At 65.9% G+C, this 26,273-nt stretch carries 27 protein-coding genes; 10 read left to right on the top strand and 17 right to left on the bottom strand.

Annotation, left to right across the window (positions count from 1 at the left end; genetic code table 11):
* Positions 1-29: 29 nt before the first annotated feature.
* From AWC06_RS21290 to AWC06_RS21280, 3 genes are read right to left on the bottom strand one after another with little or no spacing between them, the layout of a single operon-like run.
* Positions 30-488, bottom strand: coding sequence for a VOC family protein (locus AWC06_RS21290; protein ID WP_085199932.1), 459 nt, complete (start codon positions 486-488; stop codon positions 30-32).
* Positions 488-1,651, bottom strand: a complete 1,164-nt coding sequence (locus AWC06_RS21285; RefSeq protein ID WP_085199931.1) for a M24 family metallopeptidase — start codon at positions 1,649-1,651, stop codon at positions 488-490. The genes AWC06_RS21290 and AWC06_RS21285 overlap by 1 nt, the downstream gene beginning before the upstream one ends.
* The gene (locus tag AWC06_RS21280; RefSeq protein WP_085200110.1) at positions 1,648-2,811 is read right to left on the bottom strand and encodes a M24 family metallopeptidase; all 1,164 of its coding nucleotides are present in this window, start codon (positions 2,809-2,811) and stop codon (positions 1,648-1,650) included. Before AWC06_RS21280 ends, AWC06_RS21285 begins: the two co-directional genes overlap by 4 nt.
* 175 nt (positions 2,812-2,986) lie before the next feature.
* On the opposite strand from AWC06_RS21280, the gene AWC06_RS21275 reads away from it, so the two are divergent.
* Positions 2,987-4,258 carry a cytochrome P450 gene (locus tag AWC06_RS21275; RefSeq protein ID WP_085199930.1) on the top strand — a complete coding sequence of 424 codons (1,272 nt, stop codon included), beginning with the start codon at positions 2,987-2,989 and terminating at the stop codon, positions 4,256-4,258.
* Positions 4,259-4,262: 4 nt separating this feature from the next.
* Here the strand turns inward: AWC06_RS21275 and AWC06_RS21270 are convergent, their stop codons facing one another.
* Positions 4,263-5,075, bottom strand: a complete 813-nt coding sequence (locus AWC06_RS21270) for a thioesterase family protein (RefSeq protein ID WP_085200109.1) — start codon at positions 5,073-5,075, stop codon at positions 4,263-4,265.
* 36 nt (positions 5,076-5,111) lie between these two features.
* On the opposite strand from AWC06_RS21270, the gene AWC06_RS21265 reads away from it, so the two are divergent.
* Positions 5,112-5,939, top strand: coding sequence for a siderophore-interacting protein (locus AWC06_RS21265; RefSeq protein WP_085200108.1), 828 nt, complete (start codon positions 5,112-5,114; stop codon positions 5,937-5,939).
* On the opposite strand, the gene AWC06_RS21260 is transcribed toward AWC06_RS21265, so the two are convergent.
* From AWC06_RS21260 to AWC06_RS21240, 5 genes are read right to left on the bottom strand one after another with little or no spacing between them, the layout of a single operon-like run.
* Positions 5,936-7,009 (bottom strand): ABC transporter ATP-binding protein, encoded by a 1,074-nt coding sequence (locus AWC06_RS21260; RefSeq protein ID WP_085199929.1) that lies wholly within the window; start codon positions 7,007-7,009, stop codon positions 5,936-5,938. The two genes, AWC06_RS21265 and AWC06_RS21260, sit on opposite strands and share 4 nt — an antisense overlap.
* Before the next feature lie 10 nt (positions 7,010-7,019).
* Entirely contained in the window at positions 7,020-7,826 is an 807-nt protein-coding gene (locus AWC06_RS21255; protein WP_264480425.1) for a carbohydrate ABC transporter permease, read from the bottom strand.
* 26 nt (positions 7,827-7,852) lie between these two features.
* Complete coding sequence (locus tag AWC06_RS21250) at positions 7,853-8,794, bottom strand: carbohydrate ABC transporter permease (protein WP_085199927.1); 942 nt, start codon at positions 8,792-8,794, stop codon at positions 7,853-7,855.
* Positions 8,791-10,110: an ABC transporter substrate-binding protein gene (locus tag AWC06_RS21245; RefSeq protein WP_085199926.1), complete on the bottom strand. Its 1,320-nt coding sequence runs from the start codon at positions 10,108-10,110 to the stop codon at positions 8,791-8,793. Before AWC06_RS21245 ends, AWC06_RS21250 begins: the two co-directional genes overlap by 4 nt.
* Positions 10,111-10,157: 47 nt before the next feature.
* On the bottom strand, positions 10,158-11,033 hold the full coding sequence (locus AWC06_RS21240) for a sigma-70 family RNA polymerase sigma factor (protein ID WP_085199925.1): 876 nt from the start codon (positions 11,031-11,033) through the stop codon (positions 10,158-10,160).
* A 75-nt stretch (positions 11,034-11,108) separates the two neighbouring features.
* On the opposite strand from AWC06_RS21240, the gene AWC06_RS21235 reads away from it, so the two are divergent.
* Positions 11,109-11,456 carry a DoxX family protein gene (locus AWC06_RS21235; protein WP_085199924.1) on the top strand — a complete coding sequence of 116 codons (348 nt, stop codon included), beginning with the start codon at positions 11,109-11,111 and terminating at the stop codon, positions 11,454-11,456.
* A 13-nt stretch (positions 11,457-11,469) separates the two neighbouring features.
* Here the strand turns inward: AWC06_RS21235 and pncA are convergent, their stop codons facing one another.
* Together pncA and AWC06_RS21220 are read right to left on the bottom strand one after the other, a co-directional pair.
* Positions 11,470-12,030, bottom strand: coding sequence for a pyrazinamidase PncA (pncA, locus tag AWC06_RS21230; RefSeq protein WP_085199923.1), 561 nt, complete (start codon positions 12,028-12,030; stop codon positions 11,470-11,472).
* 244 nt (positions 12,031-12,274) lie between these two features.
* Positions 12,275-12,517: a DUF6400 family protein gene (locus AWC06_RS21220; RefSeq protein WP_085200107.1), complete on the bottom strand. Its 243-nt coding sequence runs from the start codon at positions 12,515-12,517 to the stop codon at positions 12,275-12,277.
* A 203-nt stretch (positions 12,518-12,720) separates the two neighbouring features.
* Here AWC06_RS21220 and manT point away from each other — a divergent pair, with 203 nt between their 5' ends.
* From manT to mmpH, 3 genes are read left to right on the top strand one after another with little or no spacing between them, the layout of a single operon-like run.
* Positions 12,721-13,992: an MMP alpha-(1->4)-mannosyltransferase gene (gene manT / locus AWC06_RS21215; protein WP_085199921.1), complete on the top strand. Its 1,272-nt coding sequence runs from the start codon at positions 12,721-12,723 to the stop codon at positions 13,990-13,992.
* Positions 13,986-14,717 (top strand): class I SAM-dependent methyltransferase, encoded by a 732-nt coding sequence (locus tag AWC06_RS21210; protein WP_085199920.1) that lies wholly within the window; start codon positions 13,986-13,988, stop codon positions 14,715-14,717. Before manT ends, AWC06_RS21210 begins: the two co-directional genes overlap by 7 nt.
* Positions 14,704-15,774 carry an MMP endo-(1,4)-3-O-methyl-alpha-D-mannosidase gene (gene mmpH, locus AWC06_RS21205; RefSeq protein ID WP_085199919.1) on the top strand — a complete coding sequence of 357 codons (1,071 nt, stop codon included), beginning with the start codon at positions 14,704-14,706 and terminating at the stop codon, positions 15,772-15,774. Before AWC06_RS21210 ends, mmpH begins: the two co-directional genes overlap by 14 nt.
* Here the strand turns inward: mmpH and AWC06_RS21200 are convergent.
* Entirely contained in the window at positions 15,761-16,435 is a 675-nt protein-coding gene (locus AWC06_RS21200; RefSeq protein ID WP_085200106.1) for a class I SAM-dependent methyltransferase, read from the bottom strand. The two genes, mmpH and AWC06_RS21200, sit on opposite strands and share 14 nt — an antisense overlap.
* Positions 16,436-16,495: 60 nt before the next feature.
* Here AWC06_RS21200 and AWC06_RS21195 point away from each other — a divergent pair, with 60 nt between their 5' ends.
* The 3 genes from AWC06_RS21195 to AWC06_RS21185 are packed head-to-tail and all read left to right on the top strand — an operon-like array spanning position 16,496 to position 18,633.
* Positions 16,496-17,089: a TetR/AcrR family transcriptional regulator gene (locus tag AWC06_RS21195; RefSeq protein ID WP_085199918.1), complete on the top strand. Its 594-nt coding sequence runs from the start codon at positions 16,496-16,498 to the stop codon at positions 17,087-17,089.
* Positions 17,090-17,096: 7 nt separating this feature from the next.
* Positions 17,097-17,609: a DUF6328 family protein gene (locus tag AWC06_RS21190; RefSeq protein ID WP_085199917.1), complete on the top strand. Its 513-nt coding sequence runs from the start codon at positions 17,097-17,099 to the stop codon at positions 17,607-17,609.
* Positions 17,610-17,658: 49 nt separating this feature from the next.
* Entirely contained in the window at positions 17,659-18,633 is a 975-nt protein-coding gene (locus tag AWC06_RS21185; protein ID WP_085199916.1) for a DoxX family membrane protein, read from the top strand.
* Here AWC06_RS21185 and AWC06_RS21180 read toward each other — a convergent pair.
* Entirely contained in the window at positions 18,611-19,015 is a 405-nt protein-coding gene (locus tag AWC06_RS21180) for a DUF2784 domain-containing protein (RefSeq protein WP_085200105.1), read from the bottom strand. The two genes, AWC06_RS21185 and AWC06_RS21180, sit on opposite strands and share 23 nt — an antisense overlap.
* Positions 19,016-19,111: 96 nt before the next feature.
* On the opposite strand from AWC06_RS21180, the gene AWC06_RS21175 reads away from it, so the two are divergent.
* Positions 19,112-19,612 carry an RDD family protein gene (locus AWC06_RS21175; RefSeq protein WP_085199915.1) on the top strand — a complete coding sequence of 167 codons (501 nt, stop codon included), beginning with the start codon at positions 19,112-19,114 and terminating at the stop codon, positions 19,610-19,612.
* A gap of 6 nt (positions 19,613-19,618) precedes the next feature.
* Here AWC06_RS21175 and AWC06_RS21170 read toward each other — a convergent pair whose 3' ends face one another.
* From AWC06_RS21170 to AWC06_RS21155, 4 genes are read right to left on the bottom strand one after another with little or no spacing between them, the layout of a single operon-like run.
* Positions 19,619-20,089, bottom strand: a complete 471-nt coding sequence (locus AWC06_RS21170) for a gluconokinase (protein WP_227371176.1) — start codon at positions 20,087-20,089, stop codon at positions 19,619-19,621.
* A gap of 26 nt (positions 20,090-20,115) precedes the next feature.
* The gene (locus tag AWC06_RS21165) at positions 20,116-22,113 is read right to left on the bottom strand and encodes a DUF7064 domain-containing protein (protein WP_085200104.1); all 1,998 of its coding nucleotides are present in this window, start codon (positions 22,111-22,113) and stop codon (positions 20,116-20,118) included.
* A 16-nt stretch (positions 22,114-22,129) separates the two neighbouring features.
* Positions 22,130-23,635, bottom strand: a complete 1,506-nt coding sequence (locus AWC06_RS21160) for a carboxylesterase/lipase family protein (protein WP_085199913.1) — start codon at positions 23,633-23,635, stop codon at positions 22,130-22,132.
* Positions 23,636-23,657: 22 nt separating this feature from the next.
* On the bottom strand, positions 23,658-26,270 hold the full coding sequence (locus AWC06_RS21155; RefSeq protein WP_085199912.1) for a PEP-utilizing enzyme: 2,613 nt from the start codon (positions 26,268-26,270) through the stop codon (positions 23,658-23,660).
* Positions 26,271-26,273 lie beyond the last annotated feature (3 nt).

Genomic DNA, 26,273 nt, shown 5'->3' with positions numbered 1-26,273 from the left:
CTGTGAAGTATGCCGCGGCACACCGCGTTTCAGGTTCGAGGGCGCGGTGGCAGGACGTCGAGCCAGGAATCCGGGAGCAGCTCGATCAGCTGCCCGTCGGGATCGCGGATCATCGCCGATTGCTCGGATACCGTGTCCTTGACCACCGATCCCCCGAAGTCGTCGACCGTACCCAGCACGCCGTTGAGATCGGATACCGACAGCGACATGTGCGTGAGTCCCAGTTCGTCCATGACTCGAACCGGCCCCGCATGCACCTCGCGTTCTGAATAGTCCATAAGTTCGAGGACAAAGCCGTCGCGGACCAGGTAAGTCGCATGCACTCCGAGGGGCTTGTCCAGTTGCAGAAGCTTATCGGTGCCGTCATCGGGCGGTTCGAGTTCCCACCAGAACTTGAATCCAAGCAGGCCCTCGTAGAAGCGCCGCGACCGCTCGCGATCCGCGACGCAAAGTCCAACGTGGTTGAAAACTGTTCGGTGACGGGTCATTACAGCCTTCCGTAGCGGGTGAGTGTCGAGGATCTTGCGCTTTCGATCCAGATCGTGGCCCGCTCGAGACATCCTCCGACGCCGGCCTCGGCGACCCACGACTGGATGCACAAAACCATGCCTTCCTCGAGGATGGCCTCGCTTCCGCGGCCCAAACCGATCAGCGGCGGCTCCGCGCCCAGTCCCAGCCCATGGGCCAGCGGCACCGGCGACTCTGAATTGCCAGCGCTCTCCCAGGCTCGATACAGGTCCGCGCCGGTGTTGCCCGCACGGCACGCCGCCAACAGTGCGTCCATGCTGCGCGTGCACCGCGAGGACAGATCCGCCGCTGCCGGCGGAGCCGACCGTCCCGCCGTGCGCGTACGGGCCAGTGCCGCCTCGTATCCGGCGTACAGCGCGCCCGGCGCGAGCACAACCAATTCGCCGTCACCGATCGGACGGTCGGAGCACAGATGGCGGAATCTCACGGGACCACGCGTGGGCGTGGCGAAGCAGACGCTTTCCGACGGCGCAATCGGCGCCCCGAGGCTGGCTATCCGCTCGCAGTAGATCCCGAGCAGTTCGCGCTCGGTGATGCCCGGCTGCAAGGCGTCTTCGAGCGCACCCAGCGCGGCCTCGGCGATGGCCGACGCCACCTCCAGGCAGGTGATCTCATCGGGCGTCTTGATCCGCCGCGCCGTTGCCATCACCGGTGCGGCATCGAGCAGCTCGGCCGAGTCGGAGAGCTGGGACAGCAGATCGGCGAACAACGGTGTCAATCCGTCGGTGCCGATCCGCCGCGACTCCGGCAACCCCGGTATCTCGGCGAGCGACTTCGCCAGGTTGGCCGGGTTCCAGCTCAGGCCGTACAAATCGTCACGGCCGATTTCCGGCGGCACTCCCTCGTCCCACGTCGAGAGCAAGTGCACTCGGCCGGTTTCCCGCACCACCACGGCGGCCGGCGCAAACGGAAGCACCCCGGCTCGGGCCAGCAGTCGAGCGCCTGACACGTAATGCACGTCGCCAACCCCGCCGAGCACCAGCGCGTCCAGATCGTGGCGTTCCATACCGGAAAACACTGTGGCGCGCCGTTGCGCCCGCAGTCGAGTGAAGTCGACGCGGGCATCGTCCTCCAGGCCCATCGTCCCGACGAGCAAACCGCGGTCACGCGCAGTGGGGCTCATGCGTCCAGGCCGTAAGGGTCATAGGTTGAGCCGCTGAGTTTGACCCATCCCGCATCGGTCACGGCGACAATGTCTTCCGAGCGGTACCCGGCCGCACCGTCATCCCAGATGACGGGCTCGAAAACGGCCACCATTCCTGGTTGCATGATGAGCTGCTCGTCGAACTGCTCGCCGAGATCGGTTCCGATGAGCGGCATTTCGGCGCTTTCTGTTCCGACGCCGTGAGCCAGGTAGAAGTGCTCGATCCATGGACGAACACCGTCATTGGCGTCAGTGGCGACTTTGCCGAGCTGACGGGCCGAAACGCCGGGTTTGAGGATGTCCAGCGCGGCGTCGACCACGGCACGCCAGCGGCGGAACTGGGACTGCTGCCGGGCATTTGGAGCGGGATGGGCGCTGGTGATCCAGGTCCGCCCATAGTCGGAGGCATAGCCCTCCCAGATGATGCCGGCGTCCACCCAGATGATGTCGCCTTCCCGCAGGAACCGGTCGGTGGTGACGGTCGGGTAAGCGAGGTCGCCGTGCAGTGTCCACGGGCCAAGCTCGCGGGTCGGTGCCATCACCTGCCAGATCGGATCGATGCCGTTTGCGCAGGCACCCAACTCGAAGATGCGGCGTAGGAAGACGGCGCTCAAATCGATCTGCCGGATTCCCGGTCGCAGGCGTTGCAGCGCGTCGATCATCGCCAACTCGTTGAGCCGCTGCGCCTGGCGAATACACGCCACTTCGTCGGGCGTCTTGATGATCTTTGCCGCGCCCATCACCGCGGCGGCGTCGACCCAGGCGAATTCGGGCAGCCCACGCAACATCGCGTGCGTCTGGTCGTCGACCCCGACAACTGCGCCGCCGCGGAAGTGCTGGGCGAGGGCCGTCGCGAAGTGCTCCATCCCGTCGTCGAGATCCGGAAACAGCGGCCCGTGCAGATGATCATCGGGAAGGTCGGCGGGCACCCCGTCGCCGTATCCGGTGTAGAGATGCGGCGACGAATCCCCTTTGACGACAACCGCCACGGGCCGGAACAGCGCCGCGCGGTCGCCGTCCTGGGCCGGCACGGCGGCGCCGGTGGCATAGGCCACCGAGCTGGAGCCGAGCAGAACCAGCCCGTCCAAACCCTGGGCCTCGAGCTGATCCTGCAGTCGCTGGAAGCGCTCCCTACGCATCCGGGCGAGGTCGGGCACCTCTGGAATAAGTGATCCGCCAATCGTGGCCTCGGCTGACGCGGCCAACCAGAATCACCTCGATCTACACCGCGGAAGGGCGCATCCTAAACTTGCAAAGATAGCGCAATAAGCTGATAGCTTAGCGGCGCCAGGGCTGTGCGTTGGAGGATTGCCGATGACTGGAGTAGGGCGTCGCGACGTGGCCCCTGAGGTGGTCGCCGATTTCGATCATCATTCCGACGAGTTCAACCTCAACCAACAGCAGGTCAGCGGCGAGCTTCGGCGACGGTGTCCGGTGGCGTGGAACGAGAATTACGGCGGATTCTGGTTCGTCACCAGTTACGACGCAGTGACTCAAACCGCCCGCGACGGCGAAACCTTCGCGCACAAGTACGAACCGAACGCGCCCGATGGTGTGGACTACCAGGGCGAGATGGGCATTCCACGGCCCGAAGGTCAACCGGCCCTGGGAATCGGCGAAGTCGACGGCCCCTATCACCAAGCCCTTCGACACGCCCTTGCACCATTTTTCTCGCCGGGAGCCGTGCAGAAGATGCGACCGCTCATGGAACAGTGGGCCCACTGGTTCCTCGATCAACGCATCGGCGACGGGCAGATGGACCTGGTGCTCGACTACGCGAGCCCGGTCCCCGCGATCCTGACCATGAAGCTGATGGGACTGCCCTACGACAACTGGCAGCTCTACGCCAACCTGTTTCACTCCGTGATGGCCGCTCCCCAGGACAGCGAGGAGTACGCCAAAGCCATCGCCGAGGTTCCGGCGATGATGCAGGGCGTAATGGCGTTTGCGGCGACCAGACGAGCCGAGCCGCGCGATGACCTGACCAGCTTCCTCATCCAGTTCGAATTCGACGGCAAGCGGCTCGACGACGAGCAACTGCTCGACATCCTGTGGAATCTCATCGCCGGCGGCGTCGACACGACGACGTCACAGACCGCGCTGACCCTGCGGCACCTGGGCACGCATGCGGACCTACGCCGGCAACTCATCGACCGCCCGGAGCTTTACCGCACCGCCACCGACGAGTTCCTTCGCTACTTTTCGATCAATCGGCAACTCAGCCGGACGGTGACCCGTGACGTCGTCTTGGGCGGGCAACACCTTCGGCGCAACGATCGCGCCATCATCAGCTGGCTTGCCGCCAACCACGACGAGCGAGAATTCGAGCAGCCTGACCGGATCATCCTGGACCGCAGCCCCAACCGCCACGTCGCCTTCGGGCTCGGACCGCACCGGTGCATCGGATCTCATTTGGCACGGGTCATGTTCGAGGTAATGATAAGGGCGGTTCTGGAACGCATTCCCGACTACCAGGTCGACCTCGCCGGCGTCGACGAATACCTGGGCAACCCCAGCCTTACCGGGCTGGGCAAGCTGCCCGTCACCTTCACTGCTGGAGTGCCGCTGGGCATCTCACGCCCATAACAACCTACGGGCTTCGCAACGGGAACGGATCATTGGTGAAGTCGATCTGTGCCGCCGGATTACTGACCGCGGTAGTCATCCCGGACCCAAACGGGCCCGTCTGGTCGAAAAGCGTTGCCGTCCCGACGGCGACGCCGTCCGACGCCCAATGTGAGTCGGCCTGCACACCAATCCATTCACCGACCGGCAAGCGAGCCAACGCGACTGTCAAATCGCCGTTGATATAGCCGACACCGCGGGTGCCTAGATTCGTCACCAGGCTCGTGGCCTCCGCGGCCATGACCCCCCGCACGAAGTCTGAGTTCTTCTCGCCTGCTACCACTTCGATAGGCCGGTTGTAGAAGCGCTTACGGGACGCGTTCTGCTGCTCACCGGGCGACCGGCTCCAGCCGCCGTCGTCGCTTCCGACCTGCGTCAGCACGGCATCGTCAACGGATGGCGGCGACGGGAACGTCATCGGCGCTGTCCACAGCCGACCTGGCGGCGCCGCCGAGCGGCGATACTGCAGCAAAGTAGCGCGCGCGACCAGCCGGCTGTCCTGGATCAGGTCGCACTCCGCGCTGCGAATTCGCCTGCCATCACGCACGACGCGCACCGTCACCGTCGTCGGAATGCCGCGTGCTGCTCGCAGCAAGTCCACCGTCAATCGCGTGGGCATGAAGTCCTCTGAGCCACTGTCTAGTTCGAGTGCACGCGCCGCCAACCCGACGACGGCTGGGCCGTTCAGATGGTCATTGCCCCAGTGACTCTGCGCAAATTGTGTCGGCAGGAATTCGCCGCTGCTGCTCAGCGCGAAATGCGCGGGCTCTTCGGTCACTGGGGCATCTTCGCACAGCACGCTAGCCTCGCATGGGTGGGCTTCTTTTTCGCCTCGGTAGTTGAGACTTTTTCTCTGAGTCGACGACTGCACAGGGTCGTCTTGCATGTGCCGGGCCTCGACCGGCTCGGGTTGCCGGATTGTGCAGATGCGGCGGTGGGAATCTACTTCCCAACCACCGGCCCCGAGACAACAGCACCGCAGGGGCGCACTTACACCGTCCGCCACTGCGACTCGACGACCAACCAGATCACCGTGGACTTCGTGCTGCACGGACGAGGAGTCGGGACCGACTGGCTGAGTCAGGCGGCACCGGGCGACCGTGTCACGCTGGCGCACCCCAACTCGTGGTATCGGCCATCATCCGCATCCGATTTCCAACTGCTGGTGGCCGATCTCGCTGGACTGCCGGCCCTCGCCCGCATCGTCGATGAGCTGTCGCCCGAATCGCGAGCTGTGGCGATCGTGGAGGTTATCGACCGAAGCGACCTCGACTACCTGCCCGCGCGGCCGAATGTGTCCGTCGTCAACTCCGTTGGCACCGGAAACGGTGTCGCTGAAAGCGTTTTGGCAGAATTGGTAGCAGATCAGCACTGCTCGGACGATCGCAGCTACGGCTGGGTAGGCGCCGAGGCAAGCCAGACACGCGCCATCCGAAAGTATCTACGTACCGAAAGAGGCTGGGGACCAGAGCAATTAGATGTCCTGGGTTACTGGCGCCGTCATTCCGAACACTGGGACGCGCGGTATGAGCAGGTCGGCCCGGAACTATTCGCGGTGTACCAGCGGGCGCTGGCCGAGGGTAAGACGGAGAAGGCCGCGCGCGAAGAGTTCGACGCCGCGCTGGAACGGGCCGGCCTCTAACCGCCCAGCCGCTGGCCGTCGACGCCGAAAAAATGCATGTGCCCGCGGTGCGGATGCAACCGCACCCGGCTGCCCCGATGGGGCGGGTTGTGCCCATCGGCGCGCGCGGTTATCGGCTGACCCGGCGCTCCGTCGGGTCCGGTGATTCGCCCATAGAGGTAGGCGTCTGCACCGAGCTCTTCGACGACGTCGACCTGCATTTCGACACCGAGGCCCCCGATCTCGAAGTGCTCCGGGCGGATACCGACCACGATTTGTTCGGCCGCGTCGGCGATCTCGCGGGGTATTGGGATCAGCCAGTCGCCCAACGACACGGATTGGTCGGCGACCGGAAGGGTGAAAAGATTCATCGCAGGCGAGCCGATGAACTCCGCCACAAAGACGTTGACCGGGTTGCGGTAGAGGTCTCGCGGCGCCGCGAACTGTTGCAGCACGCCGTCGCGCAGCACGGCGACGCGGTCACCCATCGTCATGGCCTCGACCTGGTCGTGGGTTACGTAGACGGTGGTGGTGCCCAGCCGCCGCTGCAACCCGGCGATCTGGTTGCGGGTTTGCACGCGCAGTTTCGCGTCGAGGTTGGACAGCGGTTCGTCCATCAAGAACACTTGCGGTCGCCGCACGATCGCCCGTCCCATGGCCACCCGCTGGCGTTGTCCGCCGGACAGATCCTTGGGTTTGCGGTCCAGGTAGGGTTCGAGGTCGAGCAGTCGAGCCGCATCCAATATCCGCTCGCGGATCTCGGCTTGCGGGATTCTGGCGATCTTCAACGCGAAGCCCATGTTCTGGGCCACCGTCATGTGCGGGTACAGGGCGTAGTTCTGGAATACCATCGCGACGTCGCGGTCTTTGGGGTCGTCATGGGTTACGTCTCGCGTCCCTATACGGATACGTCCGGAATCCACCGTCTCCAATCCCGCGATCATCCGCAGTGACGTCGTTTTGCCGCATCCGGACGGTCCGACCAACACGACGAACTCGCCGTCGCCGACGGTCAAATCCAGGTGGTCGATCGCGGGCCGCGTTGTGCCGGGATAGCGCCGTGTCGCTTGCTCGAAAGTAACTGTCGCCATTGCAGAACACCTACCCGCCGAGACCGGTGACGGCGATCCCGCGGATGAACGCGCGCTGGGCAACCGCGTAGATGAGAATCAACGGGAGCAGGATAAGCATGGATGCCGCCATCAGCACTGGCCAACGGGCCACGTACTCGCCCTGCATGTGCACCAACCCGAGCGTGAGCGTGGCGATGCTCATACGCTGAATCATCAACAGCGGCCAGAGAAAGTCGTTCCACACGTTGACCCAGGTGAGTACCGCCAGCACCATCACCGCCGGCTTGGCGTGCGGAAGCAGTATGCGCCAATAGATCTGCCACGGCGAGCAGCCGTCGAGGATCGCCGCTTCCTCGAGCTCTGTCGGCAGGCTGAGGAAGAACTGGCGCATCAGGTAGGTGCCGAACGCGCTGCCGAACAATCCGGGCACGATCATCGCCCATGGCGTGTCGGTGAGCCCGGCGACGCGCATCAGGATGAACTGCGGGATCACGGTAACGGTCAGCGGCACCATCAGCGTGCCCAGGTACAAGACGAACAACGTATCGCGACCCCGGAACCGTAACCGCGCAAAGGCATATCCGGCCAGTGAGCAGAAGAACACCTGTCCGGCACTGACGCACCCGGCATAGAGCACGGAGTTGAAAAACATTCGCCAAAACGGCATCAGGGAGAACACATCGCGGTAGTTGGACCATTGCGGGTGGCCAGGGAGCAGCTTCGGCCTCGTCACTTCGCCTTCGCTCTTCAACGAGCCCGAAACCGCCCACAGGATCGGAAACAGCGCACACCATGCGATACCGACGAGCGCGGTATACAGCGCGATGCCACGCATAACGCTGGGCTTGATCACTCGCTCGGCTAGGCCCACGATCGTTCCTCCGCGGCGGTTCGGCGGCGCGTGAGCCGCAACTGCACGACGGTCAGTACCAGCAGGATGGCGAACATCACCCAGGCCAACGCGGACGCGTAACCGAATTCCAGGAACGCAAAGGCGCGCTGGAACAACATGATTCCCAGGACATAGGTTCCCGTCTCGGGGCCGCCGTTGCGTCCGGTGAGAACGTAGACGAGGTCAAATGCCTGAAATGCGTGGATGATCGAGATGACCACCACGAAGGACAGTGCGCCACGGATCAACGGCACGGTGATCGACACGAACTGCCGCAGCTCCCCGGCGCCATCGAGTTTGGCTGCCTCATAGAGGGTGTCGGGCACTCCCTGCATAGCGGCCAACAGGATGACGGTCGCGAAGGGCACGCTTCGCCACACGCTGACCATGCACAGCGAGACCATGGCCCAATTCGGGTCTACCAGCCACGGGACCGGTCCGACTCCGATCCAGCCGAGCATGATGTTGAGCAGGCCGTTGTCCGTGTTGAACACGAACTGCCACACGACGGCGATCACCACCGACGACACCGCGAGCGGCAGAAAGACAATCGTTCGAAAAATACCGATTCCCTTGACTTTCCGGTTGAGCACACCGGCCACCGCGAGGCTGATCAAGACCGTCGGAACGATGGTCCCGACGGTGTAAACCATCGTGTTGCGCAGTGCGATGACGAAAAGCGGGTCGGCGGCGAAGAGGTTGCCGAAGTTCGACAGGCCGACGAATTTCGGCGGTGTGAACAGATCCCAGTTCTGAAAGCTCATGTAGAGCGAGAATCCGAGTGGGAACAGCATGAACACCGCGACCGCCGCGAGGTTGGGCGCGACGAACAGACGCCCGGCTCGGGCGCGTCGCCGAGAATATCGGCGCCGCGGCGTCACCACGACGGCGGATTCGTCGATCGGTGTCATGGGCTGCGCAGCACCTCGTCGATCTCGTGCGTGAGTCCGTCGGCCAGCGATCTCGCCGGCCGTGAGCCACGCAGCACCGGGCCGAAGTTGCGTTCCATCAAGGCAGTGATCTTCGCCCACTGCGGCGTGACCGGCATGCCCTCGGAATGGGCGGGCCCGCCGGTCAGCACCGCGAGATTGCCGATCCTCCTGTGGGCGTGGGCGAATCCGGGCGACTCGATCGCCGACCGCAGCACCGGCACGAACAAACCGGATTCACCGATCACGGCCTGTCCGACGGGGCCGGTGGCGAACTTTACGAACTCCCAGGCCTGCTCCTTGCGGCGGCTGCTCGCCGCGATGGCAAGCCCGGTGGTGCCGATGTTCGAGTGGGCAGCCCGGCCTCTGGGTCCCGTGGGGAGCACGGTGACATCGAAATCCAGCCCGTCGGCCCGGTCGAACGTCTGGTATCGCCAGTGCCCGCCCAGCGCCATCGCGGCCTGGCCAGAGGAGAACAGATCCATCGTGGACATCGACTGGGTTTCCGAGGAGGTGGGTGCGACGTTGTGCTTGTTGGCCAGGTCGGCGTAGAACTGCACGCCCTCGATGAATGCGTCGTGGTCGAAGTTGAGGTGAGTCGGATTCATCCGCGGGGTGGACCACGGGACACCGTTGTTCATTCCGAACAGCCCCGCCGCGTACGCCGCAACCCAGGTGTCGACGAATCCCCACTGCCTGACCTTCCCCGATCGGTCGCTCTTGGTGAGCGCCTTTGCGGTGTCAAGGAATTCGGCGAAAGTCCACGGCTGTTCCCATCGCCCGGGCGGCGGACGTATACCGGCGTCGGCGAAGAGTTTCTTGTTGTAGAACAAGAAGTTTCCGGACCACTGTTCGGGAAAGGCGTACTGGCCGCCGTCGAACGTGAACGTCTCATACAACGATGCGACGCTTTGTTCCTTGAGCTGCGCGGCGAAATCCCGATCTCGCGACAACATGGTGTTGAGGTCCAGCAGTACCCCTCGGTCGGCGAACCCGGCATACGTGAATTCCCATGCCATCAGCACGTCCGGACATTTGCCGCCGGCGCAATAGGTCGAGATGTGCTGCAGCGGGTCCGGTCCGGACAGCAGGGTGCGAACCTTGATGGCGGGATGGCTGCGCCGAAAGGCATCGACGACCCGCAGCCTGGCATCAGCCTCTTCCGGATTGGCCGCGAAGAAGAACGTCAGCGCATCGTCGCCGGGACCACACCCGGTGGGCCACAGCGCCAGTGAGGCCGCGCCGAGCGCGCCGGCGCAGCGCAACAGCGTCCGCCGTGCGAACCGTTGGTCGGACATGGCGCTCCCGATGTCGGTGGTGCTTTCTCAGTATTCCCGGGTGTGCGTCATCGCGGCAGCGTGATCACGGCCCTGCGCAGGCGCTCGGCCTCACCGATGATGTCGACGGTGTGAATGCGGCCGCCGGCGCCGATGCCGATGACCAGCAGCGCCTCCAGGTGTCCGCCCGGCGCGAGCGCAATGCCGGGTGCGCCGTCGACGAGCACCACGGCGCCGGTCCGGGCGCGGCGGGTGAACCGTCGGGTCTCCTCGGCGACTCGCCTGGCGCCGCGGACTTCGGTCGGCACGTCGGCGGGCACCAGGACCCGGTCCACGCGGCGCACGACGTCGGGGGCCAGCAGATTCAGCAGCGTGGCGATGTCACCGCCGCGCGATGCCGCCAGGAAGGCCTCCACGATCTTGCGGTGTTGGGTCGTCGGCGTGGGTTCGGCAGTTTGGCCGGCGTGCAGCTGCCCTCGTGCCCGGCTCGCGAGCTTCTTGGCCGCGTCCGGTGACCGGTCCAACAGGTCGCCGATCGTCTCGAATGGCAGACCGAACACGTCGTGCAGTACGAACGCGACCCGTTGCGCGGGCGAGAGCCGGTCGATCACCACAAGCAATGCCCGGTCGACCGAATCCGCCAACAGCACGTCCTCGTCAGCCGGCGCCGCAGCGACCGCGTCTACCGAGTCCAGTTCCTCCAGCGGCTGCTCGGCTCGCCGTTTGCGCGCCCGAAGCTGGTCGATCGCCTCGCGCGCTGTGATCGTGGTGAACCAGCCGGTCAGGTTCTCGATCGCATCGAGGTCTGTGCGGCTGGCCTTGAGCCAAGCGGATTGCACCGCATCCTCGGCGTCGGCGGCCGAGCCGAGCAGATGGAAAGCCACCGTGCGCAGGTGTCGCCGGTCCGCGTCGAAACGCTGCGCGAAATCCTCGATCGTGCTCATGGGTCACCTTCCCTACGCGGAAACCGTCAAGGAGGTGAGTACATCCAAAGTTCCGCAATAAAGGAGCCCAACGCAATGAGCATCGCATACCTCGTTGTCACGGTGATCACCGTGGTTGTTACCGCGGGAGTCGCCGTGGCCGACTACATTCCCGCCGGCTTCGTGCTGGCCAACTCGGCGGAGGTGGGAGTGCCGCGCAGTTGGTTGCCCATGCTCGGGACGCTCAAGCTCGCCGGAGCCGTCGGACTGGTCGCGGGTCTGGTGGTGCCGGCCATCGGCATCGCGGCCGCGGTGGGTTTGGTGTTGTTCTTCATCGGCGCGATCGTCACGCATATTCGAGCCGGCGTGCTCTACAACATCGCCTTTCCCGGCGCCTATCTGCTGTTGGCGACGGCCTCGCTGCTACTGCTCGCCATGCAGTGAGTGTCCGCGCCCATCAGGCGTTCGGCGCCACCGCCACGCCGGCCGTCCGCAGTGCGTCGACGGCCGCAGCGGTGGACTCCTCCCCTACCCCCGCCGTCAGATCGAGCAACACCCGTGTGGCGAAACCGGCCCGCGCCGCATCCTGCGCGGTCGCGCGCACACATTGATCGGTGGCGAGGCCGACGACGTCGACCTCGTTGACATCGTGGCGGCGTAGCCACTCGGCCAACGGCGTACCGGTGTCGTCGACACCTTCGAACCCGCTGTAGCCCGCCGAATAGGCGCCCTTGCGAAAAACCGCGTCGATGCGGCTGAGGTCGAGGCTGGGATGGAACTGCGCCCCGGGACTTCCGGCGATGCAATGCGGCGGCCATGACGACACATAGTCCGGGTGATCAGAGAAATGGTCGCCCGGATCAATGTGGGAATCCTGGGTGGCGACCACGTAGTCGTAGTCGGTGCCGGCAGCCAGATAGGCAGTGATTGCGCGGGCCACGGCGGCACCACCGGTCACAGGGAGCGAGCCGCCCTCGCAGAAGTCGTTTTGTACGTCGACGATGATCAACGCCCGCATACCCCACGGTATCGCCGGTGGACGCAGGGGCTACCCGCTCAGGCGGCGACGCGGCGCGGCGGTGTCCAGTGACCACAAGTGCGCGCACGTCGGGCACTGCAGATGCACCACCGCGGCGTCGTTGCTGAGCAGGTATTGCCAATGAGTGCGGCAGGACCGGCCGGTCCGGCATGGGTCGCATGCAGAGCCGTGGTCGCAGTTCGGGCAGGGCAGCCATGCGCGGCGGCTCCTGTCGGCGTCCGGATCAATCGGAAGCATTGTCCACCGCCCGATCCGGCAGCACGCCTGCGCTGACCAGCGCGTCGTAGTAGCGCTGCTGCTGGGCGTCGAGATTCGAATAGAGCATCGCGTAGGCCTGGTCCTCGTCGGCCAGCGCGCGAATCGGATCCCAGCCCGGCCCGATGGCCTCCAGGACGGCCGCGCGCCGCCGGGCCTCGTCGAGTGTGAGGTCGTAGACGAATTCCAGGTGTGTACGGTCGGACGGCACGGCGAAAGGCTCGCGCAACATAGGTCGGCTATGCAATGACCGGGATCACACACCGCCGAAAAAACGCCCCGGTGGGGTGTGCGTTGCATCACGTAGCTCGTCAAATTATAGTCCAGACACGTGTCCAGACAGCTCGCTGACGTCCCTGCCGATCCTTCCGCCGTGACACCTGTCGGCGACGCCATACCGGAACGGGCGTGAGCATGCGGATTGCCCTGCTGTCCTATCGCAGCAAGACGCACTGCGGCGGGCAGGGGGTATACGTCAGGCACCTGAGCCGCGGCCTGGTCGAACTCGGACACCACGTCGAGGTGTTCTCCGGTCCGCCCTATCCCGAGGGCCTCGATCCCCGGGTGGTGCTGACCCGCGTGCCCAGTCTCGACATGTACCGCGAACCCGACCCGTTCCGAATCCCCCACCCCCGCGAAATCCGCGACCGGATCGACCTTCTCGAGCTGGCCACGGTGTGGACGGCGGGATTCCCCGAACCCCGCACGTTCAGTCTGCGGGCCGCCCGTCTGCTCGCCGGCCGACGGGACGATTTCGACGTGGTGCACGACAATCAGAGCCTGGGCGTAGGCCTGCTCAGGATCGCAGAACTCGGGCTGCCTGTGGTGGCCACCGTGCACCACCCGATCACTCGTGACCGGTTACTGGATCTCGCGGCAGCACGGTGGTGGCGTAAACCGTTGGTACGCCGGTGGTATGGCTTTTTGGGTATGCAAGAGGAAGTCGCCCGCAGCATTCCGGACCTGTTGACCGTCTCGTCGTCGTCGGCCACCGATATCACCACGGACTTCGGCGTCAACCCGGACCAACTCCACGTGGTGCCGTTGGGCGTCGACACCAGCCTGTTCGCGCCGTCCGCACAGCGGCGAATCTCCGGGCGCATCATCGCGATCGCCAGCGCCGACCGACCGCTGAAGGGCGTCGGTCATCTGTTGCAGGCGGTGGCCAAGCTTCGCACCGAACACGACTTGGAACTGCAACTTGTCGCCAAGCTGGAGCCGAACGGGCCCACCGAGAAGCTGATCGCCGAACTCGGTATCTCGGATATCGTGCATACTTCCAGCGGGCTTTCCGACGCGGAGCTGGCCGCGCTTTTTGCGTCCGCCGAAATCGCTTGCATTCCATCGCTTTACGAGGGATTCTCGCTCCCGGCGGTGGAAGCAATGGCCAGCGGAACGCCGATCGTGGCCAGCCGTGCCGGGGCGTTGCCTGAGGTGCTCGGGCCCGACGGCGAGTGCGCACGGCTGGTGCGACCGGGCGACGCCGCTGAGCTGATCCGGGTGCTCGGCGAGCTGCTGGTGTCGCCCGATCAGCGGCGCCGCCTCGGGACGGCCGGCCGTCGTCGCGCCGTCGACGTGTACAGCTGGGAGTCCGTCGCCGCGCAGACCGCGCGGGTCTATGAACACGCGATCAGCCGTGACGCAGCGGTTCACGATTCCGCCGCGGCAGTGGTCAAGCCGTGCTGACGGTCGACTTCGACCGGCTGGGTATCGGTCCCGGCACCAAGGTCATCGACGTCGGCTGCGGCGCGGGTCGGCACAGCTTCGAGGCATACCGGCGGGGTGCCGATGTGGTCGCGTTCGATCAAAATGCCGCCGAGCTGGCCGATGTCGACACCGTGTTGCGCGCCATGGCCGATACCGGCGAGGCGCCGGCTTCGGCTACCGCCGAGACAGTCGCCGGGGATGCGCTGGCGCTGCCCTATCCCGACCGCACATTCGACTGCGTGATCGCGTCGGAGATCCTTGAACATGTTCCGGCGGACGACGCGGTGATCGACGAGCTGGTTCGGGTGCTCAAGGTCGGCGGCAAGCTGGCGGTCAGCGTGCCCCGCTGGCTACCCGAACGGGTGTGCTGGCTGCTATCCGATGACTATCACAGCAACGAGGGCGGCCATATCCGGATTTACCGGGCAAGCCGGCTGCGTGCCAAAATCGCCAACGCCGGAGTGACGTTCACTCATGCCCATCACGCCCACGGGCTGCATACACCGTTTTGGTGGTTGAAATGCCTTGTCGGGGTGTCGAACTCAACACACCCCGCTGTCGCCGCCTACCATAGGATGCTGGTCTGGGACATGGTGCAGCGGCCGTGGCTCACCCGGCTGGCCGAATCAACCCTCAACCCGATGGTCGGCAAGAGCGTCGCGCTGTACTTCGAGAAACCGGTGCCCGCCGTTGAATTGGTTTAAGGCACCGGACGTCCCTGGCGTCCTCTCGCCCTCACAATGCCGGCAGACGGCGGAATCGATTGCCGCCCTGCAAGAGCCGTCCGGGGCGATCCCGTGGTCGGAAGGCGGGCACACCGACCCCTGGGATCATGTCGAATGCGCGATGGCGCTTACCGCCGCGGGTTTGATCGGCCCGGCGCGCAGTGCGTTCGACTGGTGCCAGCACCAACAACGCGCAGACGGCTCCTGGCCGATCCAGCTGCGTGCCGGAGTCGTCGAGGACGCCAACAGTGACAGCAATTTCTGCGCCTACGTCGCGGTCGGAGTCTGGCACCATGTGCTGGTCACCGGTGATCACACGTTTGCCGCCACGATGTGGCCGACGGTGCGCGCGGCGATCGACTTCGTGCTCGAGTTGCAGCTTGCAGGCGGTGAAATCTGTTGGGCACGTGGCGCTTCCGGCCCGGTTACCGAGGCGCTGCTGACCGGATGTGCCAGCATTTTCCACAGCATCCGCTGCGCGCTTGCCTTGGCGAACTGCGTCGACGAGCCGCAACCGGAGTGGGAGGTCGCCCTGGGCCGGCTGGGCCACGCGATCACCGCCCACCCGTCGGCCTTCACCGAGAAGCCGCATCACTCGATGGACTGGTACTACCCGATCCTGGGCGGCGCGCTTCGCGGTCCCGCCGCGAGCAGCCGGATCGCCGAGCGGTGGGGCGATTTCGTCGTCGACGGGCTCGGTATCCGGTGTGTCGACGACCGGCCGTGGGTGACCGGCGCGGAGACTTGCGAATTGGTGTTGGCGCTCGACGCGATGGGCAGCCGGCACGCGGCGCTGCGGCAGTTCGCCGCCATGCAGCACTTGCGCGAGAAAGACGGCTCCTATTGGACCGGGCTGGTATTCAGCGACGGAAAGCGCTGGCCGGTGGAACGGACCACCTGGACCGGAGCGGCCGTGATTCTGGCGGCTGACGCGCTGTCGTGCACCACCGCGGGCAGCGGCATCTTCCGGGGAGACGATCTGCCGCGCGGGTTGGAGGGCGACTACGACTGCGAATGCGCGATCAGCTCGGGCTGATGGCGCCGGGCGTGCCGGCGGTTCGCTCCAGCACCCGCAACGACCCGCTCACGGATTTCTCCACGAACTCGCCGCTTTGCACTGCGCGGCAATAGATCTGATAAGGCGCCTGCCCACCGTCGCGCGGGTCGGGGAAGACGTCGTGGATGATCAGCGCGCCACCCACGCTGACCCATCGCGCCCAGCCGTCGAAGTCCGCCTGCGCGGCCGCCTCGCTGTGCCCGCCGTCGATGAACAACAGCTGCAGCTGAGTGCGCCAGCCGCGGGCCACCACGGTCGATTTGCCCACCACCGCCACCACGTTGTCGTCCAGGCCGGCATCGTCGAGCGTGCGCCGTAAGACGGGCAAGGTGTCGAAACGTCCGGTGGCCTTGTCGACCAGCGACGGATCGTGGTATTCCCACCCGGGCTGATGCTCTTCGGAACCATGGTGGTGGTCGACGGTGTAGAGCACGCTGTCCCGGGCAATCGCGGCCGCACCCAGCAGCACTGTCGACTTGCCGCAGTACGTCCCGATCTCTACGCCCACACCGTTATCGAAGTAGGCCAGCGCGGCGTCGTGCAGCGCCCGGCCCTCATCGGCGGGCATGAATCCGGTGACACGATCGGCAAGTTCGAATAACCGCGCGGTGCGCTCGGCGGACTCGGACCTAGCAGGCATCACCTGAAACCGTAACAGCACGGTTGCTGCACCTGCACGGCTGTAGTAGTGTCCAGACACGTGTCCGACCCGGTGGCTCGGGAATCAACCAGACGCCGACTGACCGCCAAGCAAGCCGATACCGTTGATCGGCTCGGCCACGCCGCGATTGAGGTACTTAGCCGAGAGGGCTTCTCCGGCTTGACGATTCGCATGGTCGCCGCCGAGGCCGGTGTTGGTGCGGCGACCGCCTACACGTACTTCTCGTCGAAAGAGCACCTGGTTGCCGAGGTCTTCTGGCGACGGTTGGCGTCCAGCCCCGTCCCTCCCAACGATTCTCCGGATCCGGCGGTTCGGGTCATCGCGGTACTGCGCCACATCGCGTTGTTGGTGGCCGACGAGCCCGAGCTGGCCGGCGCGGTGACAACCGCGTTGCTGGGCAAGGATCCCGAGGTCAATCATCTGCGGTTGCGCATCGGCCGCGAGATTCATCAACGTCTCGTCGCAGCCTTGGGCCCCGACTGCGCTCCCGACGTCGTCGAATCACTGGAGTTGCTGTACGCGGGGGCACTGGTGCGCGCGGGCATGGGCTATGCCTCGTACACGCAGATCGCCGACCGGCTCGAGAAATCGGCGCGCCTGCTTTTAACCGAGAGACCGTCTGCCCTGGCATGATCGCGCCATGGGCGTCGTCGACCACCCCGAGCGTGACCAAAGTTGGGACAGCGCGGCGCGCTCGGAAACCGAAATCCAACGATTGGACCGCAATTGGGCCAGCATCCTGCAGGAATTGCGGGTGGTTCAAACCGGCGTCCAGCTGCTCACCGGATTTCTGTTGACCCTGCCGTTCCAGCAACGCTTCGACGTGCTGAGCATGCCCATGCGAGCGGTCTATCTGGCGACAGTGGGCTGCTCGGTCGGCGCCACCGTGCTGTTGGTGGCCCCGGTCGGCATGCACCGCTTGCTGTTTCGACGGCATCGACTCCAGTCGCTGGTGTCGGCCGCGCATCGTTTCGCGTACGCCGGGCTCTTACTACTGGGTCTGGCGCTAACCGGCGTGACGGTGATCATTTTCGGTGCGGTCGCCGGCCTGGGGGCCGGCGTCATCGCCGGGGGCTGTGCGTTCGTGGCCCTGGTCGGTTTCTGGGTGTTACTGCCGGTGTGGGTACGAGACGAAGCGCCACCGGCACAGTAACGGCGCCGGGGCCGGTTTGCACACCGGTCAGGCCGGGAACACACCGCCCATGTTGATCCGCAGAATCGCCCGTCCCCTGTTGTCCGCGGTATTCATCGGCCAAGGTGTCGAGACATTACGAAACCCCAGGGTCACCGCCGATGCGGCGGAGCCGACCATAGCGGCGTTGCGGAATCTGCCGGAGCCCATCGGAACCAACGTTCCGGCCAACCCGGAGACGGCCGCGCGGCTGAACGCGGCTGTCCAAGTCGGCGGCGGTGTCTTGCTCGCCACTGGCAAACTGCCGCGGGTGGCCTCGGCAGCGTTGGCGTTGACCGTGATTCCGGGCAGCCTGGGAGCGCATCTGTTCTGGAGTGAAAGCGATCCGGAACGTAAAGCGCAGAAACGCCGCGACTTCTTCACCGACCTAAGCCTGCTGGGCGGGCTGATCATTGCGTCCGCCGACACAGCGGGCAAGCCGTCGCTGGGCTGGCGTGGCCGACGAGCCGCGGGCCGGCTCTCCGAGGCGGTCGCCTCGGCACTGCCGGGGGCTGGATCCGACAGCGCCCTGCTGGATTCCGAACTGGGTGAAAAGATCGGGCGCGGACTTCAAGTGGGCGCCGAGCGCGGCCGCGAACTGGCCAGCACGGCGGTCGAGAAGAGCGGACCGCTGGTCGAAGCCGCGCGCAAGCGCGGCGGTGAGCTGGCCAGCACTGCGGGGGAAAAGAGCGCGCCCGTGGTGGAGGCCGCACGCAAGCGCGCACGTAAGCGTGGCGCTCAGCTGGCGGAGACGGTGCGGGAACGCGGCGCCGAGCTGGCCGAAACTGCGCGCGAACGCGGTGGTGAATTCGGTGAACGAGCTCGCGAACGTGGCGCCGAGCTGGCCGCCGAACTCGCCGAAACGGCCCGCGAACGGGGCAGTGAATTCGGTGAACGGGCCCGCGAGCGCAGCGCCGAACTGGCCGCCGAACTCGCCGAAACCGCCCGCGAACGCGGCGGCGAACTGGCTGCGCGCGGACGGGTCAAAGCTCGTCGTTGGCGCTGACCGGGCGCTCGACACCGGGCGCGGCCAGACGGCGATGCCGTCCGCTCCACACATATAGCGCCCAGGACACGGCCACCAACCCAAACACCACCAGCGGCACCGAGCCGGCCCAGCCGGCGGGATAGAGCACGCCAGTGATGTAGTGGGCGATAAATCCCTCTGACGGCAGCGGTGCCATCCCTGCATTCGCGCGTCCCCAGCGTTCCAACCCGGTCAACGGGCAGTCGAGATGTTCGACGGTGATCGCGACACCCCACAGCACCGCAGGCACGTGCAACCAGATGGTGCGCCGCCAGCGCAGCGCGACAAACCCGCCGACGACCACGTAAGCGATGAATGCGAAATGGGCTGCTATTGCCAGCACCACCACGATCTCGTACATCCGCGGTCCCAGGTCGGTTTGCACCACCGAATTGCTAACTATGCTAAAGCGTGTCGAAAGCGTGTCGAACAACCAAGGTGGCCGGGAGCGAATCCGATGACAACAGATCCCGCCGATCCCAACTCGCCGCAATACGGGTATCCCGCCGGCTACCCGTCCCCCTCGGCACCTGGCCAGCGACCCGCTGGGCGGTGGGTGCGGTTTTTCGCCCGACTCATCGACGGCATCATCGTCAACATCGTGGCGTTCCTGCTCTCGCTGTTCCTACTGGAGAACGACTACTGGTTCCTGGTGACCGGATTGTTCTCGGGCGTTCTCACGTTCGGGTACTTCATGCTCTTCGAAGTCACGCAGGGCTCCAGCCCGGGTAAGAAGCTGCTGGGCCTGGCGGTCCGCGGCCCCGGCGGCGCACCGAAGCCGGACGTCAAACAGTCGGCCATCCGCAACGCGTTCACCCTGTTCGCGGTGATCCCCTACTTCGGGGGCCTGCTGGTGTTCATCGCCATGGTGGTGATCGCGGTGACGATCAACTCCAGCCCGACCAAGCAGGGCAAGCATGACGAGCTGGCCGGCGGCACCCAGGTGATCAGGGCCTGACGCCCGTCATCGGTGGCGCCGCGCCAGAAAGCTCTCGATGATCGCGTCGACGGTGTCGCCGACGTCGATGGTGACCCCTTCCTCATCGGCTCCGAGCGGCTCCAAGGTGTCGAATTGCGACTTCAGCAATGACGCGGGCATGAAGTGCCCCGATCTTGCGGCAGTGCGCCGGCCGATCAGTTCCGGCGAGCCGCTCAGGTGCAAGAACTCGATGCGCGAGCAATGCGTGCGCAGCTGGTCGCGGTATTTGCGTTTGAGCGCCGAGCAGCTGATGACACCGCCGTCGCGGTGCTGGGCCAGCCACTCCCCGATGGCTTCCAGCCATGGATATCGGTCGTCATCGGTAAGCGGTTCACCCGCGGCCATCTTGGCGACGTTGGCTTCCGGGTGAAAGGCGTCGGCGTCGGCGAACGGGACTCGAAGGCGTTGTGCCAGTGCCGCGCCCACTTTCGATTTGCCCGATCCGGACACACCCATGACCACGATCGGTGGCAGCGGGCCAGTCACTGCGGGAGTTGATTGCGGTTCCATTCCAACCAGCCCACCCCACTGCGGCCGTCGGCGGTGCTGACGGTGGCCCAAACGCGCGGGAATTGGCTTACCCGCCCGTCGGGAGCGACCAGACGTAGCGGTGCGTGTCCACGCACGTCGACCGTCGCCGTGATCCCGCCGGGCTCCACCATCAGCGTCGCGTTCACAGGTAACCCGTTGGCGTCGAACACTTCCCGGACCGAGACGGTGCGCAGCTCGGTGACCTCGCGGTCGCTGCCCTGGATGTAGCCGATACCGACCGGCGGGACGCCGGGAATTCGTAAGTCGACGGAATGCAGGTGGGTCCCGTCGTCGAGATGCAATGCGCTCCACACCCAGTCCATGCCCCACCAGTCCCGCACTCCCCATGAGTGGTCGCGCTGGCCGGCCACCGAGTCGACGGTGTGGCGAGCACCGTCGATGGAGACGGAACCGGAGACGACACAAGGTATCTCGTAGCGCGTGGTCAGCCGGTACTGGTAGGGCGCGCCGTCGGTGGCCCACGCCAGATCCCACCCCACCTCGACCGGCACCCCCGGTTCTCCGCGCAAAAGCGCGGCGGGTTCGGCGTACGACTGGCCGCGCCCCTGCAGACGGATCCGGTACGTGTGGAGCGGCTCGCTAATCGAGTGCGTGAAATCGATTGTTTCCGTTCGCACCGTCCAAGGATCGGCAGGCAGCGGCACCTCGAAGTCGACGACTGCGATGGTGGGCATATCCGGGCCGCACAGCAGCGCGTGCAACCATGCTGTGTGCTGGTTGGGTACCAGACCCAGTCGGGCCCAGCCGCCGAGTCCCGTTGCAGCATCGGCGAAGTCGGCATACCAGCTTTCGCTCCACAGCGCCTCGTCGGTCGCGGGGTGTGCGCCCTCGTCCTCTGGTGACGGCCGCAGCGCCTCGACCGGAGTCGGCGCGGCCAGTATCGCGAGCGCGTCGGTGTCGAGCACGTGCTCGCAGTGCCGTTGCAGCATCGTCATGAACATGGCGTCGCCGCGTTCGGTGCGTTCCACGAGCATCGAGGAAACGATGGCCATCATCACACCGAAGAAGCTCTGTCGGCGCACTCCTTCGCGAACATCGGCAAGGCTGATCGGCGCGCCTGGCCCGAGCGCGTCGTGATACGCCCGCAGCAGCACGTCGTAACGCGTGCGCCGGTCCGCGACAGTCAGCGCGCAACCGAGGAAGTAGGCCAGATCGGTCATCGCCGGTCCCCAGGTGACCGTCTGCCAGTCCACCACTGTCAGCGGACGGTCGGCGCCGGCAGCGCCGAACAGCATGTTGTCCAACCGATAATCGCCGTGCACCAGCCCGTGCAGGCGGGAATCGGCGGCCTCGTCGGCCAGGTAAGCATCGAACCCACCGACGAGCCGTTCGCACACCGCGCGGTGCTGCGGTGCGATCTGGTCGCGGTAGCGGTCGACGAATCCGGCATACAGCTGGGTGATCAGGGCCTGGTTGATCGGGGCGTCGCGGCGCAGCCATGGCGCCTCGGCAAGGGTGGTGTCGCCGAGCAGCGGACCGTGCAGGCGGGCCAGCTCGGTGACGGCGACCTGGGCCTGCGCGGCTGTGGCGCCCCGGATTTCATCGCCGACGACCGCTGGATTGGCATCACCGAGCAGTACATCGAAGACACCGGCAGAAGCGTCGAAAGCGGCGTGGTAGCACGGTGCGACCGGTCCATGCAGGCGCGGTGCGATATCGCGGTAGAAGCCCACTTCACGCTCGTACAGACCCAAACTCACTCCGGTCTGCCGGCTGACCGGGTCGGTGGCGGCCACCTTCAGCACCACCGACGCCGGTCCGCCACCGTCGGTATAGATCAGCAGAACCCGGTAGCACTGGCTCATCTGCCCGGTGCCGATGCGCTCGACGGTGAACGAGGTGACGGTTCCGGCGCGAATCGCCGCGGTCAACCACGCGGCGGTGAGATCTTCGGGCCGTTCGACGATTTCGCCGGTCTGCGGAGGCATCATCGCGACTCGGCTCTCAGTGCGCCAGCGAGAAGCCCTGCCATGCCATCCGCCGCTCGGGGTGGGGATCGAACTCCACGTGTGACTTGCGGTCGAAGACCATGACGGCCCGGTTCGCATCGGTATACACCGGCCAGTCGTCGCCGGGTACCCCGGTGCGGCTGAATGATCGCCAGCGCCTTTGTACTTCGCTGGTGACCCGACGCGCGGACCGTCGATCGGCAGCCGCGGTGAGCAACGCCCCGAGCTTGGTCCGGTAAATGCCGAAGACGGCGAGCAGCTCGGTGGCATGCGTGGCACCCAGGCCCGACCAATTCAGCACCCGGGGCGCATAGTCGTACCGATACACATAGGTGGGTGCGTGACGGCCGTGGGCCTCGGCGATATCCCAGGCCGCCGAGCCGAAAGCGAAATCGCCGCCGAGCCGTATGCAGGCAGACCGTTCCGGGTAGTCGGGGTAAGCGCCGGTAATGCGTTCCCGCGCCGCGGGATCCGTCTCGGCCAGGAGCGCTTCGATCATCGGCTCGGTGGTGGGCAGCAGCGGCAGGAAGCGGGTGAACAGGCGGCCCTCTTCGGCGTTGGTACCCACAATGAGGGGGATCCGATGTGCCTTGCCGCGCTGCATCGCATCGACCGGGTCCAGCGGTAGGCAGTCGTCACCGAAAACCGGGCCGATCGGGAAGGCGCCCAGCATGTTTCGCACGCCGTCGTCGATCAGCCGGTTTTGCGCAGCCACCAAATCTGCGGGAGAAGCCTGCAGCAGTGCCGCGGCGGCATCCTGCTTGCGCACACCCAGCAGGGTTGCGTATCGCGCGGCGAACTCTGCCGCGACTTCGCGGGAACGCACCATGCCCGTCGCAGGGCTTTCCGAAATCGCCTGGTGGAAAAGCCCTTCGGCGGCCGGCACCGCCAGCATCGTGGCCACGGCGTGCGCGCCGGCGCTTTCGCCGAATAGGGTGACGTTCTGCGGGTCGCCGCCGAATTCGGCGATGTTCTCCCGGACCCAGCGCAGTGCCAGCACGAGGTCCCGCAGGAACAGATTGCTGTCCAGGGTGATGTCCGCCGTCGACAGCGACGACAGGTCCAGACAGCCGAGTGCGCCGAGCCGGTAGTTGACCGATACGTACACGCATCCGCGCCGGGCCAGCGATACGCCGTCGTACAGCGGAGTAGCGGAGCTGCCGAGGATGTATCCGCCGCCGTGGACGAAGACCATGACCGGCAACGCTTCACCATGCGCTGCTTCGGGTGTCACGACATTGAGGGTGAGGCAGTCCTCTCCCATCGGCTGGAACTTGCCGACGCCGAGCATCGTGTACCGGCGCTCTTGCGGCGCGCACTTGGTGAACGCGTGGCAGTGCCGCACACCCGACCACGGCTGCGTCGGCTGCGGCGCGCGAAACCGCAGTGCACCGACCGGCGGCCGGGCGTACGGGATGGACCGCCAGCGGTGCACGCCGTCACGGGTGAAGCCTTCGACGGCGCCGGCGGTGGTGGTAGCGCGGACGGTGTGTTCGTGCATATCCCGACGTTAGCGGAATCGGCTAGCGCTGCGCGTTGCGGTCGTCGGCGGGCCGGGCCGCCGAGGTGTCTGCGGCGGCGAGTTCGAGCACCTGAATTTCCCCGCTCCCGCCGTCGACCTCGACGAGCGCCCCCGGCGGCAGACGCCGTGTCGCCCCCTGGGCGTCGACCACACACGGGATTCCGAACTCGCGCGCCACCACCGCGGCATGCGACATCGGACCACCGAGGTCCGTCACCACCGCTGCCGCATAGGAAAATGCGGCGGTGTAGCCCACATCGGTGACCTCCGCGACGAGGATCTCCCCTGGCTCCAGGTCGTCGATGGTGTCCGGCCAAACGATCCGCACCCGGCCGCGGACGCGCCCGCCGCAGACACCGAGACCCTGCAAGGTTTCTCCGGCGGTGAGGACCGTCGCCAACGCGGTGACCGCCTGCCAAGTGCCACTGAATACTGCCGGCGGAACGAAGCCGGCCAGCCGGCGTTGTTCCTCCCGGCGGCGCGCCACCAATTCCGTGACGTCGGAGGGAATGGCGTCGAGTTCGTCGACCAACAGATAGAACACGTCATCGGCGCTCTGGAGAACACCTGATTCGGCGAGCCTTCGCCCGTACTCACGTAGCAGATTGCGCAGCAGCCAGATTGCGCGCACCATTCTGTCCCGACGCACTTCGCGGTCACGAATTTGATGTGCGGCCACCGCAGCGACAGGGCGGGCCTGTAGCGGGATGCGCGGATGGTGTGACTCCGGGCGGGTGGGCGCGCTCAACGATTTCGCCACCATCCGGATCAGCAACTCGGGATCGTCGGCATAGCTGTTGGACCGCATCTCGACCTCAGCCGGGCCGCGATGCCCGATCAGGGCGAGTGCGGCATGGACCGCGGCGTGGAATTCCGGCGCCTGCGCCGACAGCACGTCAAGCCGATCGCCGGGCTCTTGCAGCAGCCGAGTCACATTGAGGTCGCGTTTGGCCGCGTCGACCAGCCCGTACACCGTGTTCAGCGGCTGTGCGCTCACCAGATCGGGACCCACCGCCGGCGTGATGTTCCGTCCGCCCAGGCCGCGCAGGATCAGGCTGAGTGCAGCGAACGCCATGAATGATCCCGACGCCAGCACCCAACCGTGTACGACGTGATCGCGCGCCAACAAGATCAAGCTGAGCAGTCGGTTGTCGTCCAGGTGCGAAAGATCGCCGCCGCCAAGGTGTTCCAGGCGGTCGACATCGGCGATGAAGTCGCGTGTATCGCGGGCCGAGCCGACGCTCAGACCCGCCAGGTTGACGCCGAATACTCCAAGGTTGCGGATGGTGCGTAGTTGCCTTGGGGCGCGCCCGGATTCGCGGGGCAACCGCTGATCACCGAAGACGGGCAAGCCGGCCAGGCTCGGACCGAAGAACTGGCTATTGCTGATGACGGTCGCAGGTTTGACGAACGGCACGGTTTCGGCCATGAAATGCGCGGACGTCAGGCCCCCGTACAACCGGTGTGCGAAGACGCCGATTGTCCGGGTCGCGATTTCGCGCTGGATCAATCCGCCTGGCCGTAGCCGTGCGGCGGTTATCGCGCCGGCTGCTCGTAGCCCGCGCACGGTCACCGAGGCCGACGACGGCGAGAACGGGCCGGGGAGCGCCTCCGACAAATTAGTGGCCAAGAATGTCGGAAACCGCGGGTCGATCGGCGTATCGAATTCGCCGTTACCGCCGGGCGGACCCGCAAGCACCGGGCTGGTTCCGTCGGCGGCCGGGGCATCCACGGCGGGGATGTCAGCGACATGGGTCAGCCGCCACGGCAGCGACACCAACCACTTGGCAACCCTGACCCGGCCGCGCACCGCCAATGCGACGTCGTCGACGCATTCGTCGGCGCTCCAGGCCGGTGTGAGGTTCCAGTGGTCGCGAAGCCGCGAGGTATCCATCGTCGGGGCACTCAGCAAGCGGTTCAGCTCGGTGGGTGAACCACGTATACACCTGCTCGCCGGGACGATCGGTCGTCCGAGCACACCGGCGATCTCACGCAAGGTCGTGTCACCTGGCGCCGCGAGATTCACCGGCCCGCTTTGGATACAGGTGTCGACGATCGCCCGCAAGAACAGCCGATGGACGTCATCGGTGTGCACGACTTGCAGCCGACGATCGGCGGCCCCGTCGGCATCGATGAACACCAGTGACGCCAACACGTGGCGCACCCAGTTGTCGATGTGCCGGCCGAGGATGACCGCGGAGCGGACGGCCACCCATTCCGCGCCGGATGCGGCGAGCATCTCCTCGGCGCGGGCTTTGTCGCGCCCCGCCGCGGATACCGGGTTCAATACGTGTGCCGACGAGGCGAACACGATGCGACGGGTACCGTTGCGTGCCGCCGCGTCAAGCACGTTGGCGGTCCCGCCGATATTGATCTCGCGGCCGCCGCTGCCGGGGTTGGCCGACCAGGCGCAGTGGGCGACGACGTCCGCGCCGGTCATCGCGCGCCGCACTGCCGCCGCATCTCGAATGTCGCTCTGCACGAATTCGGCTGCACTCGGCCAACTTTCCGGCCGGCGACGAGCTAGCCCGATGACCTCGTGCCCCTGGCTGAGCAGCCGGGCCACGATGCCGCGACCGACGACTCCGCTTGCTCCGGTGACCGCGATTCTCATCTG

The sequence above is a fragment of the Mycobacterium fragae genome (assembly GCF_002102185.1).
Lineage (GTDB): Bacteria > Actinomycetota > Actinomycetes > Mycobacteriales > Mycobacteriaceae > Mycobacterium > Mycobacterium fragae.
This window is presented reverse-complemented; position numbering and strand designations above follow the sequence as displayed.